This window comes from Noviherbaspirillum humi (assembly GCF_900188095.1).
In the GTDB taxonomy this organism is placed as follows: domain Bacteria; phylum Pseudomonadota; class Gammaproteobacteria; order Burkholderiales; family Burkholderiaceae_D; genus Noviherbaspirillum; species Noviherbaspirillum humi.
The window spans coordinates 16439-33359 of record NZ_FZOT01000007.1 but is presented as its reverse complement, the minus strand read 5'-3'; the positions used below and the strand labels follow the sequence as shown (position 1 = coordinate 33359).

At 56.1% G+C, this 16921-nt stretch carries 13 protein-coding genes; all 13 read right to left on the bottom strand.

Annotated elements, in window-relative coordinates; all coding sequences use genetic code 11:
• Positions 1-19: 19 nt before the first annotated feature.
• The 13 genes from CHB88_RS12280 to CHB88_RS12220 all read right to left on the bottom strand — a co-directional run bounded on the left by CHB88_RS12280 (position 20) and on the right by CHB88_RS12220 (position 16921).
• Complete coding sequence (locus CHB88_RS12280; RefSeq protein ID WP_089399626.1) at positions 20-1312, bottom strand: putative O-glycosylation ligase, exosortase A system-associated; 1293 nt, start codon at positions 1310-1312, stop codon at positions 20-22.
• Complete coding sequence (locus CHB88_RS12275; RefSeq protein WP_089399625.1) at positions 1305-2462, bottom strand: glycosyltransferase family 4 protein; 1158 nt, start codon at positions 2460-2462, stop codon at positions 1305-1307. The genes CHB88_RS12280 and CHB88_RS12275 overlap by 8 nt, the downstream gene beginning before the upstream one ends.
• Positions 2459-3640, bottom strand: a complete 1182-nt coding sequence (locus tag CHB88_RS12270; protein ID WP_089399624.1) for a glycosyltransferase family 4 protein — start codon at positions 3638-3640, stop codon at positions 2459-2461. Before CHB88_RS12270 ends, CHB88_RS12275 begins: the two co-directional genes overlap by 4 nt.
• 342 nt (positions 3641-3982) lie before the next feature.
• On the bottom strand, positions 3983-5023 hold the full coding sequence (locus tag CHB88_RS12265) for an SDR family oxidoreductase (RefSeq protein WP_089399623.1): 1041 nt from the start codon (positions 5021-5023) through the stop codon (positions 3983-3985).
• Positions 5024-5047: 24 nt separating this feature from the next.
• Positions 5048-6328 carry a nucleotide sugar dehydrogenase gene (locus CHB88_RS12260; protein WP_089399622.1) on the bottom strand — a complete coding sequence of 427 codons (1281 nt, stop codon included), beginning with the start codon at positions 6326-6328 and terminating at the stop codon, positions 5048-5050.
• A gap of 123 nt (positions 6329-6451) precedes the next feature.
• Positions 6452-8401 (bottom strand): XrtA/PEP-CTERM system amidotransferase, encoded by a 1950-nt coding sequence (locus CHB88_RS12255; protein ID WP_089399621.1) that lies wholly within the window; start codon positions 8399-8401, stop codon positions 6452-6454.
• Positions 8389-9555, bottom strand: a complete 1167-nt coding sequence (locus CHB88_RS12250) for a TIGR03088 family PEP-CTERM/XrtA system glycosyltransferase (RefSeq protein ID WP_089399620.1) — start codon at positions 9553-9555, stop codon at positions 8389-8391. The genes CHB88_RS12255 and CHB88_RS12250 overlap by 13 nt, the downstream gene beginning before the upstream one ends.
• Positions 9539-11128, bottom strand: a complete 1590-nt coding sequence (gene xrtA, locus CHB88_RS12245) for an exosortase A (RefSeq protein ID WP_089399619.1) — start codon at positions 11126-11128, stop codon at positions 9539-9541. Before xrtA ends, CHB88_RS12250 begins: the two co-directional genes overlap by 17 nt.
• Positions 11125-12414 (bottom strand): TIGR03087 family PEP-CTERM/XrtA system glycosyltransferase, encoded by a 1290-nt coding sequence (locus tag CHB88_RS12240; RefSeq protein WP_089399618.1) that lies wholly within the window; start codon positions 12412-12414, stop codon positions 11125-11127. The genes xrtA and CHB88_RS12240 overlap by 4 nt, the downstream gene beginning before the upstream one ends.
• Before the next feature lie 4 nt (positions 12415-12418).
• Positions 12419-13498, bottom strand: a complete 1080-nt coding sequence (locus CHB88_RS12235; RefSeq protein WP_089399617.1) for a FemAB family XrtA/PEP-CTERM system-associated protein — start codon at positions 13496-13498, stop codon at positions 12419-12421.
• Positions 13499-13503: 5 nt separating this feature from the next.
• Positions 13504-14325 (bottom strand): XrtA system polysaccharide deacetylase, encoded by an 822-nt coding sequence (locus CHB88_RS12230; RefSeq protein ID WP_425436101.1) that lies wholly within the window; start codon positions 14323-14325, stop codon positions 13504-13506.
• 55 nt (positions 14326-14380) lie between these two features.
• Positions 14381-15379 carry an XrtA/PEP-CTERM system-associated ATPase gene (locus CHB88_RS12225; protein WP_089399615.1) on the bottom strand — a complete coding sequence of 333 codons (999 nt, stop codon included), beginning with the start codon at positions 15377-15379 and terminating at the stop codon, positions 14381-14383.
• A gap of 12 nt (positions 15380-15391) precedes the next feature.
• Entirely contained in the window at positions 15392-16921 is a 1530-nt protein-coding gene (locus CHB88_RS12220) for a TIGR03016 family PEP-CTERM system-associated outer membrane protein (protein ID WP_176442433.1), read from the bottom strand.

Below are 16921 nucleotides of genomic sequence, written 5' to 3'. Positions count from 1 at the left end.
ATCACTCATAAAAACTATTTCACCGGACCGATGTTACGATTCTGGCGTACTCCGTTGGATGCAATTGGGAAGCTATTCGATTCGGCTTCGAGGCATATGCCTTTTCCAATACTATGAGAATGACGATGATGTTGTAATATAAGTCATAGTAAGCCAGAGACAGAAACGCGCCAGAAATTGCATATCCAACGATGGAAACCTGGCACATCTTAGCCAAATCATTTGCCCACTTCAGTTCTTCCTGATCTCGGGTCGCACGGATAACGCGGGTTCCGGTTCGCCAGGAAAAAATCATGAGAAGTACGAATAGGACCAGGCCGATCGCGCCATGGTCACCCAAGACTTGGAAAAAAATGCTATGTGCTACGTGAAAGTCTCTGGGGTCGGGCGCATATTGCATGAACATGTTTGGCGTGAAAACATTGAAGCCTCCGCCCACTAGACGTTCGGTAGCGATATTAATGGCAAAATGCCAGGCGTTGATGCGGCCAAGTGCCGATCCATCCTTCTGATAGTCGTCTATGCTTTGCATGCGCGCAAACCATTGATCCGGCATGATGATACATATTAAAAGTACCGCCAGTACCAATACAATTAATGTTTGAGCTTTCTTATGGCTTTTCATCCATAGGAATGCCATCATGCCTGCGCCACCAAGCAACGCTCCACGAGAGTAAGACCCCATCGCTGAAATGGCAGTGAACACTACAATTGCTGTAAGCGCTCTTTTCATCCATTTATTGGCGGCTTGCAGACGCAAGTACCAAACGAGTGGAAGAATCGTCACGAGTGCAAGTGCCAAGGAATTGTTTTCTGCAATGTAGCTGCCATCCGGGCCGAGAACTCTATAAGATCCGCCAGAAAGTACAGTAAAGATGCCGCCTTTGAGCCCGTAGAAAGCAAGCGACATGGCGACGATCCAAGTGAATTGCTTAATGTCTTTTTCGGAGTGAAATACTGCAATCGCGATCAAGATCATGAACAAAGTCTTCATGACACGTTCCCATTCGACCCAGACGAGGTTCGGTTCGAGAGCGAAGAGACTCGTGAAATTCATCCACCCGATAAAAATTAACAGTATTGTTGTTACTGGCGTCAAGGGGAATTGTTTAGGCTGACGAGAAAACACGACTGACAAAAGTGTTACGGCTGCAATTAATGCTGCAAACGGAAATGCATACGCTGAACCGTAGGTCAACCGATGCGGGTTCATCAAGCTGATCCAGGTAAAGACGATGACGCCAACTGCCGGACGTTTGAAAATGAATGGAATCGAGCCAAAGATGGCAACGAAAATTATTAAATCACGCATGTGTCTCTAGTCGCTGGAAGAGCTGTGCCGCCCGCGACGCATTTGCGGTCCAAGTAAGCTGTTTTTCGTCAATACTTTTTTTCGCGTTGTCGCCGATTTTTTTGCGCAGGTTTATGTCTTCCGAAAGCACGCCAATTGCTTTCGCGAGGCCATGGCTGTCATTCGGATCGAATAGCAGGGCATTGCCGTTATCTTCCAGGATCTCTTTAATATTTTGTTGATCGGGTGCGACGACGGCTTTACCAAGAGCCAAGTATTCAAATAATTTCAGTGGCGATGCGTATGAGACAACGGCAGGTTGCAGCGCTATATCGAATGCTGCGACATAGCGAGCAACTTCGTCGCGGCTGACAATTCCGGTGAAGGTGACGCGGTCTGCGATGGCCAAGCGTCTTGCTTGGTCTTCAAGACTTTGGCGAATAGGCCCATCACCAACGATCAAAAGGTGGCGTGCTGAATCGGCTGGATCGCCAGCAATGAGGTCGATTACTTTGTCCATGCCATGCCACTCGCGGACGAAGCCGGTGAACCCTAGGACCAGTTTGTCCTGAAGGCCTAGATCTTGTTTAGCTTGTGTAAGAGATGGTGCGCGGCTGAACCTGTCCTGATTAATGCCATTCGGAATGACGGCAATACGCTCACGTGCGACGCCATAGGAGGCAACAATGTCCCCGAGAACGCCAGTTACGGGTAGGGTGAAATCGGCGTTTCGCCAAACGTAGCCTTGGGCCCAACGCGCGAATCGTTGCAGCGCTAAACCGTCATATTTTGATCGCTCTTCAAAGATAGGGGCGTTCACCTCGAGGAGCATTGGTAGCCGGAGCCGCTTCTTTATCCAAATGCCTGCCAGCATGAAAAGGTTGTAGCGTTCATATAGGCAGTCCGGCTTATGCTGCTTAACCGCCTTAGCTAGCTGACGGTAAGCCAGAAACGAGTAACTCACTTCTAAAAGCTCATAGGCCCATTTCGGCAGGGCTTGCTTTAGCTTCGTAACGAAACCGGCGTCCGAGCCGAATTCTTGATCGCTTGCACCAGGTGGTGCCACCACGATCACTTCGTGTCCTTGCGAACGCAAAGCATCGATCATTTCTTCGATGTGGACGTATTGCCCGTCCTTGGATTTCGTGCGGTGGTGGTACAAGATCTTCACGATGTGCGGCTTCCCAATATCCGGTTGAACAGCTGGAGTTGGCCCTGCGTGGTTTCATCCCAGCTGAAGCGCTCCGCGAATTGCCTTGTCTTGATCCGGTCCCGTGTCGTAGTGCGTAAGGTTTTAACCGCGCCGACGATGCCTTCCACGCTCCGCTCGTTAATCAAGGAGCCTGCTTCCGGCGCAGTAACGACTTCAGGCGTTCCGGAGACATTTGTGGCGAGCACCGGCGTTCCGCATGCCATGGATTCGAGCAAGACATTGGCCCATCCTTCACGGCTCGAAGCAAGAACGAGTGCGTCCGCGGCGCCGTAATACTGTCGTAATTGGTCATGTGGAATCGAGCCGAGTATCTTGACTCGGTCGTTGACGCCAAGCTTTCTTGCCAAGTTTTCAAGTGCCGTTTTTTCCGGGCCGTTTCCAGCGATAAGCAGAGTAACTTCAGGCAACTGCGCGACGGCCTCGATCACAAGATGGTGGCCCTTGAGTGGAATCAGATTACCGACCGATAACAATGTGAAGTTATTTAGTCCTAGGCGAGCGCGTTCTGTCTCACGGTCTTCCGGCGGATAGAACTTTTTTAGATCTACCCCATTGCGTAAGGTGATGACTCGCGATTCATCCACATCTAACCGCCCGATTTCTTGTTTCAGCGCTTCGCATACGGTGATCATTGCGCTCGCCCTTGAACTCGCCCAATGAATCCATTTCCGCGGCCACCGATACTTGGGCAAGAGATTGATGTCGGAACCCCGCGCCGTGATGGTGACGGGTTTATTGAAGTATTTTCCTAACAGAACCGCGGCCACGCCGTCCGGGTAGAAATAATGCGCATCAATCAGGTCGAAGTCATACCCACTCTCCAGGATTCGCTTGAGAGTCGGTTTGGCAGCCTGCGCCAATAGCAATGGCGCGATGTTCATTCCGATTTTCGGTGGAAGGAAATATCTCGGGTGATGGACCTGCAAATTGATCAGGGTCTCATGCTTTGGTGTGCTTGCAAAAACCGAGTATTTGCCGAAGGCCTGATGTGTAAAGGGAAACCACGGAACCGGGGCAACGACTTGTGCCTGTACTTCCCCTGTACTGATGAGTTGCTTGAGTCTTGTTGCAACAAAAATCCCATGATTCGGGCGGACTGAGCTTGGGAATAGGGTGGTGAATGTAAGTATTTTCACTTTGGACTCTTCATGGATTCCCGTACTTTGCCGCGTAGTTCATCAAGCGATTGCTACATTTGCTTGGTTGGTTCGCACAGATGCATTAGCTTCCACCTGCGATTTTTTTCCCGACTCACGTCATCGCCGGGTTTCGACACGCAAATCTTTGAAAAAAGCTCGATTTTTAATTTCGTGGCTTTCTTCGTGCCGATGGATCATCTTGTCTGCCTGGAAGCCAGGTAGCACGCGGTCCATCCATCCCGTAAAGTGGCGCATCGTTTGCTTCATCAAAACCGTCTCACGCGGCAAAGAACTCAAAGGCTACGCTGGCTTCGGTGGCGTTGATGACCGGATAAATGGTCAGCGGCGCATCATGGATAGGTTTTGCTGGTACCAAGCCATTGCTTCTTTCAATCCATCGGCTATTCGATGCGTTGGCTGATATCCCAATAATGTCTGGGCTTTCGAAATGTCCGCTTGTGAGTGCCGAATGTCTCCCTTTCGAAAATCTTCATACGCCGGTTCATGGTTCTCAACGTGCGGATAGCGCTCCGAGAGAAGCGTTTTCATGGTTCGATACAGCTCATTAAGCGTGGTGCGATCGCTCAGAGCAACGTTGTACACCTGGTTGACTGCGTCCTTAGAGTCAACCGTAGCGGCCAGGATATTGGCCTGGACGATATTGTCGATATAGCAAAAGTCACGCGTCGTTTCGCCATCACCGAAAATGACGATCGGCTGGTTTTTGATCATAGCTGCCGCCCACCGTGGGATGACTGCCGCATACGCGCCTTCGGGATCCTGCCGCCTTCCGAAGACATTGAAATAACGCAAACCAATCTGCTCCAACCCATACGTGCTGGAAAAAATTCCGGCATAGAGTTCATTGACGTACTTGGTAATTGCATAGGGGGACAGCGGCTTACCGATTACGTCTTCGCGTTTTGGCAAGCCAGGGTGGTCGCCGTAGGTAGAACTCGAGGCTGCATATACGAACCGCTTTACGCCAGCATCTCTTGCAGCCACAAGCATGTTGAGATGACCGGCGATGTTGACTGCGTTCGTGGTTATTGGATCCTTGATGGAACGCGGAACCGATCCAAGGGCCGCTTGATGCAACACGAAATCCACGCCGGTGCTTGCTCGATGACAGACAACGGGATCCCGGATATCGCCTTCTATGAGCTCAAAATTTTTCCAAAGCTTTGAGCCAACCGACTCCCGGACCTGATCCAGATTGTGTCGATGGCCTGTGCTGAAGTTATCCAGTCCGACAACAGTTTGCTCAAGCCGCAGCAAGGTTTCGAGAAGATTGGACCCAATAAAGCCGGCGACGCCTGTGATAAGCCAACGACGGGGCTTTTCTCGTAACTTTTGTTGCTGTGCCTGGTAGGTTTGCATTTTTGTGATTTTCTTAGCTATGTTTTACAAGCGCCATACACTTAGACCCGCCTCGCGTAAACCGGCCGCGTCGAATTGCGACTTCAAATCGATAAAGCACCCGTTGGGTTGAATTTTTTCCATCAGATCGCCAAGCGGACGTCCCAGAATCTCTTGGTGGGAGACAGCTGCGACCAGCGCGTGAGCTTGAGGCAGGTCGCTCCATTCATGCAGTTGCAAGCCGTATTCATGTTCCGCGTCGGCCGGGTCGGCCAAGGGATCGTGAACGTAGACGTCCACGCCATACGATTGCAATTCAGCGATCAGGTCAGCCACCTTAGAATTTCTCAGGTCTGGGCAATTTTCCTTGAACGTAAGGCCCAACACGTTCACCTTGCACCCTTTGACAGGAAAGCCTGCTTTGATGATTTCCTTGATGGTTTTTTCGGCAACGAACTTTGACATGCCATCATTGATTCGTCGGCCCGCAAGAATCACCTGGGGGTGGTAGCCGATCATTGTCGCTTTATGCGTCAGATAATAGGGGTCGACACCGATACAGTGTCCGCCAACCAGTCCAGGCCGAAAAGGCAGGAAATTCCACTTCGTGCCTGCGGCCTTCAACACTTCAGATGTGTCGAGCTCTAGCATGTCGAAAATAATGGAGAGCTCGTTGATCAGCGCGATATTCAAGTCCCGCTGAGTATTCTCGATGACTTTCGCTGCTTCCGCGACTTTGATGCTGGGTGCTTTGTACACGCCGGCGGTGATGACGCTTTCATACAGGGATGCAACCCGCTCCAGCGTGCTGTCATTATCTCCGGACACGACTTTACGGATGTTGGTGAGAGTGCGCTCCTTGTCTCCAGGGTTGATTCGTTCTGGAGAATAGCCGACATTGAAATCCGCTTGCCATTTCATGCCGGAGAACTGCTCTAACACGGGAACACAGACTTCTTCGGTCGCACCGGGATAGACCGTTGACTCGAACACGACAATTGCGCCGCGCTTCATGTGCTTTCCGACGGTCTCGCTGGCGCTCGTCAGCGGTAAGAAGTCAGGGACATGTGCTATGTCGACTGGCGTGGGAACTGCGACAACAATATAGTCGGCTTCGGCAAGCGCTGAAGGATCTGAAGTAACGGTCAGCTTGGTCGCTGCGCGTAACGATGAAGAATCAACTTCACCCGTTGGGTCGATGTACTTGCGGTAGCTATCGATCTTTTTTTGCGAGAGGTCGAATCCAATCGTTTTATGTTTTTTACCAAACTCTACTGCTAGAGGTAACCCTACATACCCTAGTCCGACGACTGCTATTGTTTCCATATGCCATTGCCTTCTTGAAGGTAACTTTTTGTAATGTAACAGATGTGTTGCGCTGCTTCAATGCGAGGGCGGTCGAAAAAAGCTGGCTTGTGGCATTCCACAATTAGCGCTGTTAAATGTTTGCTATGTGATGTCGACAAGCTGTGATTGCTTGACTGCGCGGGCCACTTGGTCAGGACGTGCAGGCGTCGTATTGGCAAGGAAAGCGTCAAACATGAGTAACGACCAGAGCGCAGTACTATGGTCATTCTGGCCTGACTGATGTTGGTCGATCAGCATCCGGATATAGCCCATGTCGAAGATAGCGGAGTCTGCCATTCGCTCGCTGAGCAAGGCCTTGCGTACACGGTCCCGCAAAGGACCTCTCAGCCAGGAAGCCAAAGGGATCGAAAACCCCATTTTCTTGCGATACAAGATGTCGCGCGACAGCAAGGGCTCCAAGGTCTTCTTGAAGATGTGTTTTCCTTCTGCGCCTTTGAGTTTCATTTCTGATGGCAGGCCGGATATCCACTCAACAAGTTCGTGGTCAAGCAGGGGAACACGCACTTCCAACGCATGCGCCATGCTGGCCCGGTCGACCTTGGTCAGAATGTCGCCCGGCAGCCAGGTTTTCATGTCCAGGTACTGGATCAAGGCAAGAGGATCGTCCGTCGGCGCCCTTGATGCATGCTCCCGCATGACTTCGATGGCGCGGTAGCCTTGCAACTGATGTTTGAACTTCTGGCTGAACAGCTGCGCTCTCACGCGGTCTGGCATCGTTGAAACGCCATGGAAATAACCGTCTACCAAATCGCGCGAGAGGGCTTCAAAAGTCGTCTTGGCACGGAAGACCTGGGGCGCCCAGTCAGCTTTGGGGTAAAGCTTGCCCAAGGTGCCGAACAACGGTTTGCGCAGCGCGGAAGGCATCAGTGAACGCACCCGGTTCTCCGCCATGGCGAGACGGTAGCGCCGGTAGCCGGCGAAGTTTTCATCTCCGCCATCTCCGGACAGCGCTACGGTCACCCGCTTGCGTGCCAGCTGGCAAACTCGGTAGGTGGGAATGGCTGAGCTGTCCGCGTACGGCTCGTCATAGAGGCGGGCCAAGGTGTCAATCAGATCGTAGTCGTCCTTGTCCACCACTTCGCTATAGTGCCGGGTACGATATTGCTTCGCCACTTGTTGTGCGTACTCGGATTCGTCGTAGTTGGGATCGTCGAAGGCAATCGAACAGGTATTCACCGGTTCGCTATTCGCTTGAGCCATCAGGGCGACGACTGCGCTTGAGTCGACGCCACCGGAAAGGAACGCGCCCAACGGGACATCGGCCACCATATGGCTTTGAACTGCGTCACGCAAGCGGATGTCGAGTTCGTGCGCAACGTCTTTTTCTGCGGCTGGTGCGTGAGGGCGGAACGGCACATCCCAGTATGGCTTCTGCACAGGACGCTGTTCGCCTACCCGCATGCAGAGCGTATGTCCCGGGGAAAGCTTGCAGGCATCGCGATAGATCGTACGAGGCTCCGGCACGTAGCCATAGGCAAAGTACTCTTCAACCGCGCACGGATCGATGACCCGTTGCATGCCTGGGTGAGCCAGAAGCGTCTTCAATTCGGACCCGAAAAGAAACTGGCCGTCCGGCAAAAAGGCATAGTAGAGCGGCTTGATCCCCATCCTGTCACGGGCAACGAAAAAGGTTTTCCGGTTGCGATCCCAGATACCAAAGGCGAACATCCCGCGCAGACGCTTCACGCAGTCTTCGCCCCATTGTTCCCAGGCATGCACGATGACTTCGGTGTCGCAATTCGTGCGGAACTGGTGACCCAAGTTCCGCAATTCCTGCATCAGTGACCGGAAATTGTAGATTTCGCCATTGAAGACGATGACCACGCTGCCATCTTCGTTGAACAGCGGTTGCTGTCCTGAGGACAAATCGATGACGGAGAGCCGCCGGTGACCCAGGCCGACACCGCGCTCGATATGCAAGCCGCCTTCGTCGGGGCCACGATGGTGCTGGGACTCGTTCATGCCTGCCAGGACCTGGCGGTCAATGTCCCGCTTGCCCCGCATATCAAAAATGCCGACTATTCCGCACATGCTCTAACGGGCTCCCTGAAAACAGACTTTTTCTGACAAAGCGAATCGTAAAGCGCTGTATAGGCGCTGACGGTTGCGGAAACGCTCCCATGTTTCTCCACCTGATTGCGGCCTGCCTGTCCGTGATCGACGATGAGCGCCGGGTCGAGGCAATAGGCGGCGAGCGCATTGGCCAGCGCCTTCGTGTCGCCTGGATTCACCAAGGTGCCGGTGACATCGTCGTTCACGATCTCGGGAATGCCGCCGACGTGGGTGGCCACGACGGGAAGGCCGCTTGCCATCGCTTCAAGAATCGTGATGGGGGTGCCCTCGGCGATCGAAGGAAGTGCAAAAATGGTGAAGCGCCGCATCCAGTCCTCGATGTCGGTACGGGCGCCGGGCAGCGTCACGACGTCTTCAATCCCGAGGTCCGCGACCTTCTGGCGGATTTGGGGAAGCAGCGGCCCGTCGCCAACGATCACCAGACGAAGTCGGGTGCGGTAATCAGGCAACTTCTTCCGGAGTTCAACGAATGCGTCGATCAGCGCTGCATGGTTTTTTACATCCTGAATGCGTCCGACAGTGCCAATGACGATTTCCGCTGGAGGAGCAGACATGTCTTTCACTGCAGGAGAAAAGCGCTCGGTATCGACGCCGTTGTCAATCATGGCGTTCTTGCCATCGGGGATGCGCACGACCTCCTTGAGCCAACGTTGCAGGTCGCGTGACACGGGCACGTAGCAGTCGACGAAGGGTACCAACAGCCGCCGCAGCAAATTGTGCTTGCGATTCAAGCCATGCGGATCGGCCGCATCCCGGCCGTGTTCTGCGTGGATGCGCACCGGCACGCCAGCCAGCGTAGCGGTGAATGCATATTCAATTGCCGAGAGGTTGTAGGTATGCAGGATGGCCGGACGCAGGCGACGCAGCAGCCGCCAAAGCGAGAGGTGCACGCCGAGCGCGAGCCCGGGTGGCTTCTGCAAATCGTAGATGGCCACGTCCGGTCGGGCAATCTTGTCCGCAAAATGGGTGTGTCCGGTCAGGCACACGATCGCGTGCTGGTAGCGATTGCTCGGCATCCGGTTGATGCATTCCACGAGCAAGGTCTCGAGCCCACCGAAATCGAGGCGATATACCAGGTGGACAACCAAAGGACGTTCATCGGATCTGCTCATTGGCCACCTCCTGTCGCGCAGTGGCCACCGGTGACGATCCGGCTGATTTGTTGCTGGCAAGGGCAGCGTCGACGCTTGCCAGGTTATCGTTCAGGAAAGCGCGCAATGCCGTACGGGCCTGCTCGGGGTTCTCCTGGTAAGGGGCGAAGACCATGATGGCTGCGCCATCGTCTCCCTGCATCAACAGCTTGGACCTGGCCTGCAAGAGCTTGCCGACATAATCGCTGATGACGAACCGATCGGCGACTCGGTACCAGCTCCAGACGACAATCCGCGGTCCCGGGCCTTCTATCCTTGCCTCCCGCACCGCCAGTTGCGTGCCAGCGATTTGTTCCTGGCGCCGCTCTGATCCGATCACGCGCCAGACAGGATCTTCTTCGGCCACCATGCGGTTTGCGGAAGTGATGAGCATGGAGCGTCGATCCTGGTTTCGGTAATAGAGCAGGTCGATGCCGACGGGATGCGCATCATGCTCATACACCTGCCGGAAACCGGCTCGGGCCTGGGTGAAAGCAGGTTGCCAGGTGGTGAATGCAGAACCGGTTTGCCAGGTAGTGCGGAAGGCGCCGATCGCCACCGGCTTATCGCTTTGTCCGGCTGTAGCAAGGTAACGGGAATAGCCTGGCCATAACGCCAGGCACAGCACGATGGTTGCTGCGGTCACGGCGGCGTGGCGCCCGGATGACACGGAGTTCGGATGGATCGCTGCGCGATCCGTCATCGCTGCCGCCGCCGTTTCCGCAGGCGCTTCCCGCCACAGGGAGCCGAGCCAGAACATCAGCAGCATGACCAATCCGAAGAACAGCCATCCATAGATCAGGTGGTCCACTCCTGTGGCCAGTTCATTCCCGCTGAGATGGCCGATCATCACGATCATGTAGGCGCGTATCCAGTTGGCGATGATGGGCACGACGATGGCCAGCACAATGAACAGGAATTGGCGTAGACGGGACCGGTAGGTGAGATGGGCATACAGGCAGCCAAGCGTGAATGACGCGATCAGGTAGCGCACGCCGCTGCAGGCGGTAACGACCGACCAGCTGCCGGTCGGGATGATGAAATTCGTCCCTTCGCGCAGGACCGGTATCCCGGTTGCGCGTAGCGCCGTTACCGTGAAATCGGCGGTCCAGCCGATCAGCGGGTCGATGAAAATTTCCCCGAACGGAACGGCGAGGAGCAGAAACAGCAATGGGAAGGCGAGGGCGAGCGCAATTTCCTTACCGAGAAGCGCCAAGACCGTGATCGGAATCATCGCCACGACGGCGTATTGCTGGACGACTTGGACGCCGCCCAGGTCGGCGAGCAGCCAGGCCAAACCGGTGCCTAAGAGCAGCAGCAACGCCGGCCAATAAGGCGTTACGGGCGTCGACGCCAATGTCGAGCGCCGCTGCCACACCAGCCATAAGCTGATGGGCAGAATCACATAGCCGTGCGCGAACGTCTCGGAACTGTTCCAGATACCGACGATCGACTTCAGCGTATCGAAAAACAGGACGAAGATGACAGCCAGCGCCACGGCCAGTGCGCTGCCGTAGATAAGGGCCGGGCTGTTACGGTGGGCAAGAGTGTTCATGGCATTATTTCGTCGATGGTCCTGGAGTCTTGCGGAACAGATGCACCCGCCGATGCCGCCTGATTCGCACCGGGGCGGGTTTTCCGCGCTGCGACGGGAGTCCCGAGCGCCGCATCCACTCTTGCCAGGTTGGGTTCCCATCCGTATCGCATTTGCACACATTCGCGCGCTGCCGCACCGATTGCGTCATGTGCAGTGCCAAGCACCCGTGATGCGGCTTCCACAAAATCCTTTTCGTTCGCTGCCAGCAGCAAATCGCGGTCCGGCATGGCGTCTATACCCTCGAGGGCCTGGGGAGAGACGATCACCGGCTTGGCCATGGCCATGGCTTCCAGGACCTTGTTTTGCACGCCCCGCGCGATGCGCAAAGGGGCGACAGCCATCTGGGCATGGGCGAGGTAAGGGCGGATATCCGGAACTGCGCCGGTGACGCGGACATTGGGCAACTGCGCCAGTAGCTGCACATCGCTGGAAGGACGCGTGCCTACGATATAGAACACCGCATTGGGGTGGCGCTTGAGGATGGCAGGGAAAACATCCCGCGCAAACCATCGCACGGCGTCGATGTTCGGCCAATAATCCATGGCGCCGGTGAAGACGATCGGCAACTCGCGCGCTTCATAGGGATTGACATAATCCCGGTTGGGGCTGAAATAGTCACAATCCACGCCGTTGTTGAAGAAGCCGATGCGGCTGGCGCTCTCCGGGGCGAGTTCCCGGAACAGTCCAGCCTCGGCTTGCGAGACGAACAATGCGGCATCGCATTCAGTCGCAAGCCGCCGCTCATACCGCAGCAGTTCCCTTCCTTCGCGTGCATACAGCCAACGCATCGGCCAGCGCTTGTTGGCAGCGTATTGGGTCCACTTGTCGGAATCGACATCGACGTAATCAACGATGAGCCGTCCGTTCGCTTGCCGGTTCACGAACTGTGCCATCACCGACGAAAAGACGACTACCCGCGATACCTTGTGTGCAGCCGTTACCCGGTTCACCCAGTCCTGCATCGCGTTGCTGCGGTAGTAGTCGAGGCTGAGTGGGCGGCCGGCTGCCAGGCCTGTCAGGCTGCGCAAGCGGCCAATGCGCGGATCGAGGTTGAGCAGACAAGTGTCCGCACACAGCGCCTTGACGGCGTCGGCATACTGCCAATCATTCGGATCATCCACGAAGCTGCCAAGATAGACGCGATATTGCCGGGCCAAATGTTTGAGCAGATGGTAGGACCGGATCTTGTCGCCCTTGTTTGGCGGGTAGGGGATGCGGTGTACGAGGAACAGCAGCGGATCCATTGGCTCAGCCCAGGTTCTTGACGATATGCGGGCCAATTGCATTGGCCATCCAGAGCGGCATGCGCTGCCACATCTTGATGAATAGTTGGTACTTGGGGTTGAGCGGATTAGTCTCGGGAACGGCTGTCGCCTGGTGCAGCTGGTATTCGTACGGCAGGGGCTGCGGCTCGAATCCCCAGTTCTTCTTGAAATCGTACGCGCCCGTGCCTCGCTTGCTGCGCCCAAAGTCGAAGACGCCAAGCCCCCGTGCGCATGCGCGCCGCATCAATTCCCAATACATGAAGTCGTTGCCGGCAACTTCACGCGCTTCGGAAGTGCCTCCGCCGTAGTAGGGAATGACTTCGTCACGGAAGTAAAAGCTCAGCACGCTGCTGATGGTCCGGCCATCCTTGACGATGGTAAGCACGTCGCAGTCGGGCGCAAAGGTTTCAAGCAGCAGTTCGAAGAAGCGCTTGGAGAATACCGGTGTGCCGAGTCGATGCACGCTGGCGGAGTAGGCGGCGAAGAACCGGTCTGCATGACCATCGATTTCGCTCGTCAAACCCGCCTTGATGCCCTTGCGTACCATCGCGCGCTGCTTCTTGGGGATGGCGAGCATATTGGCTTCTTCATCGGGCAGGATGGCCTTGCGGAAGGTCACATACAAGTCCTTCGTGTGCCAGTCGGCATGGTGCGGCTTCAGATTGCGGTATTCCAGGTGGCCGACCGCGAGGTCGGCGGCCAGCTTCTGTGCCGCCTGGTCGAGCGCCCGCCGGGCAGGCTCGGTTGACGCCGCTACGCCGCCATAGACACAGAATGGCAAGGAGACGAGTGCATTGCCGAACAATCGGCTCTTGATCTGGGCCAGTGGAAGAACGCCCTGAATCTCGCCGCCGGACTCGGCGAGAAAGAAAAACGTACGATGCCCGAACGCTTGTTCGATGACGGTTTTCCACCCGGCCCGGTGAAAGAAAGTCGCCTCGGGGCACTGCATGACGAAGGCGTCCCATCGCCGGACGTCTTCCGGTCGCATCAGGCGAACCGTCGTGGGAAGGATATCGGCGGCATCGGACACGGTTGCCGTATCGTCTGCGAATTCGAGCATCGTCGTCATTTGGATGTCAGAAAAATATGGTCCATGCGACCCCAGGAAAAGTCACGGGTCAATGCCTGCAGGCGGGTTTCGGTGCGGTGGAGGTTGACGTAATGGCGGAAGCGGGTCTTGAACGGAATTCCTGTCTGACGCGGCTGCTGCGGATCGATTTCCCAAGGATGCAGGTAGAAGATGCCGGGCATGCGGTCATGCTGATTCACATGACGCAACAGCCAGCGGGAAACTGCATAGGGAAAGAAGCGGAAGTAGCCGCCGCCGCCCGCAGGCAGATTGCGGTTGAACACGCGGGCGGTCGTCACGGGCAATTCCAGGATGCCGTCTTCACCGCGCGGACGGAACGCGAATCTCGGCGCGTCCGGCATGCCATAGTGATCATGGACAACCGGATAAATGCTGGAGCTGTAGCGATATCCGGCTTGGCCGAGGACGTCCAGCGCCCAAAGATTCTCCGAACCAATCGAGAAACTCGGCGCCCGATACCCGAGCACCGGTTTGCCCGATATGTCTTCGAGCAGCGCCTTGCTGCTGCTGATATCGTTGAAAAACTCCGATTTCGTTTGCTCGCTCGCGCGCAGGTGACCGTAGCCATGGCTGGCTACCTCGTGTCCCTCATCGGCTATCTGCCTGACCATCTTCGGATAACGCTCGGCAATCCAGCCCAGGGTAAAGAACGTGGCCTTGATCTGGCGGCCGTTCAGCAGCGACAGGATGCGTTCGATGTTCGCCTCGACGCGACAAGCCAAGTGGCTCCAGCTCTCGCGTGGAATATGGTTGGCGAAGGCGGAGACCTGGAAGTAGTCTTCCACGTCAATGGTCATCGCATTCCGGATTGGGGACGCATTCATAGGGTCAGTCGAATCCTGTCTTGGGAGTTCACGGATTTTCCGCGGTGGTCTTTGTCGTCGAAAAAAGAACGTTCTTGATGGTTCCCAGCAGGGAAGTCATGGTGCGTTCCATGCGCTCCAGCCGGGTATTGATCTCATCGAGATGAGGACCGTTGTCCGGCGCGGCGACTGCAATTGCCGCAGCAGGCAGCTCCTCGCTTGCAAGCGCTGTCGGCATCAATTCTTCATTGATGTCGGCGATCACCTTCTCGACTTCTTTCGCGCCGAAGCGATGCAAATCTTCCAGATAACCGAGCAGGAAAAGCCGATCACACAGGGTATTGATCTTTCGCGGGATGCCGCCGGTGTAGGCATAAATGGCGCCGTAGGACGGTTGTTCGATGACGGGATCCTCCGCCCATCCCACGGTCCGGAGCCGGTGCTGGATGTATGCGGTGGTTTCCTCGAGATCGAGCGGGCCCAGGTGATAGGTGGCGATCACCCGCTGCAGCAATTGCTTCATTCCCAGGCCCAGCAGAAGACTCCGGAATTCGGGTTGGCCGACCAGGAAGGTTTGCAGCAACGCTCTCTCATCGCTCTGGAAATTGGAGAGCATGCGCAATTCCTCGATCGCGCCGGGCGTCAGATTCTGCGCCTCGTCAACGACGAGCAGCGCGCGCTTGCCCTGTCGTTCGCATTGCCTCAGGAATTGCTCCAGGGAGCTCAGCAATCCGGCCTTGCTGACGCCTTGAAATGGCAACCCAAAAGCTGCGGCCACCTGCCTGACGATGTCATCTGCCGTTACCTGCGTGTTGACGATCTGCGCCGCCACGATTTCATTCGCGGGCAACTTGCGGAACAGGCTGCGCACAAGGGTGGTCTTTCCCGCGCCTACGTCGCCGGTGATGACAATGAAGCCTTCGCCCTGCGCGACGCCATACTCAAGGTAGCCCATTGCCCGTTTGTGGCCCTTGCTTCCATAGAAGAATAGGGGGTCTGGCTTGAGCTGAAACGGCTTTGCGCTGAATCCGTAGAACGACTCGTACATGATGAACGTCTTTCAAAAGCGAGTGGCGATAGAAGCGGTAATGGCGTTTTCTTCTACCGTGCCAGCATTCAATGCCAGGGTCTGATTACGCCTGCGGTACTCGATGACTGCCTGCGTCTTGAGATCCAGCTGCCGAGTCAGCGAGAAGCTGGCGGTCTTTAAGCTGCTGGTGTTATCAACCGTCAGCGAACGCACGCGGGAATAAGCCAGGCTCGCCGTCGCGCTCAAGCGGGGGGTCAATTGGTGGGCAACGATCAGGTTGGCACTCGCCTGCCGGGTATGGTCTTCCAGGCCCAGCAGTGCCGCGCCTGGCAAGCCGATATCGGCCGACGCCCCGGTTTGGGCCCTACGATCGATATGGGAAAACGAAAGCAGCGCGGTATCCCGCGTAGTCCGGTATGCGAGCGAAGCCTGCAAGCCTTTTTGCAGGTAGACCCGGTTCGACAGCGACAATACATTCTGGGCGAGTGAACCAGGCAGGTTGTTGGCGCGAATGAATGCGTCGACGAAGGCCTGTCGTGCCTGGGGATCGGGAATGCTGGAGCGCCACAAATCATTCAGGAACGTCGAGGTATCGACGTTGAGCTGCTGAACGGATGGAGAAAGCACCGTGGTCAGCTCCTCGTTGTATCCGAGGCTGAATACGCCGGTGCGGGTGCGCTGGCTGGCTGTCAGGCTATAGGTGTTGCCGTAGAAGCGCTTGCCGAGGCGCGCATCGAGATTCGTTCGAGGGCTGGGCGTCCACTTGACACCCGCCAGCCAGATCAGGCCCTCGGGTTTGGGACCAAGCGTGGCATAGTCGTTCGTTTCGTAACCCAGCGTGGACACCAGTCCGAGTTGCGAAGACAGCCGATAGGTGAAATTCGAAGTGGCCGAGCTCAGATTGACCGTGCGGCCGCCGTCATAATAGGCTCGCTGCTGCGTGTAGTTGGCGCCCCAGCCGAGTGTCGCAAAGGCAGGCCCGCTGTTCACCGACAGGCTCAATCGATCCTGGTGGTCGGCATTCAGCGCCTGCGTGTTCGAGCGCAGCCAGTCGCGCCCGTAGCGCAATTCTCCCGTTGCGGTTTGCCCCCATCGATGTCGCAGGTAAGGACTGATGCTGAGCGACCTGACCTCCGAACGGTTGTTCGTCACGTTCAGATTGTTGTCAGTTTGCGGCCCGAAGGCCGACAGATTTTGCTGCGTGATGCCGGCCCGGCTGTCGAGGTAGAGCAATTCGTCAACCACCTCGGTGTTGGCGAAGGCGTTGAGCCGATGATAACTTGAAAAGTGATCGGCGCTCCGCGCGTAACCCAGGTTCTGAAGGGTATAGTCGAGGCGCGCCTTGACCGAGCTGCCGTTGATTGTCGCCAGCAAATGCGGCGAGATGTCGGTGATGAAATCGCTGCGCCTGGATCCCGCTGAGTTGAGCGTAACGTTGTCAGTGTATGTTTCACGCAGGGCGGCACCCGGCTCGAAGCGCCAGTCCGCCGCCACGGCGAGCGGCGACAATAAGCAGGCGACGGCAAGCAGCCACCGCGGCTGCCCGATGGAGGATGCCAC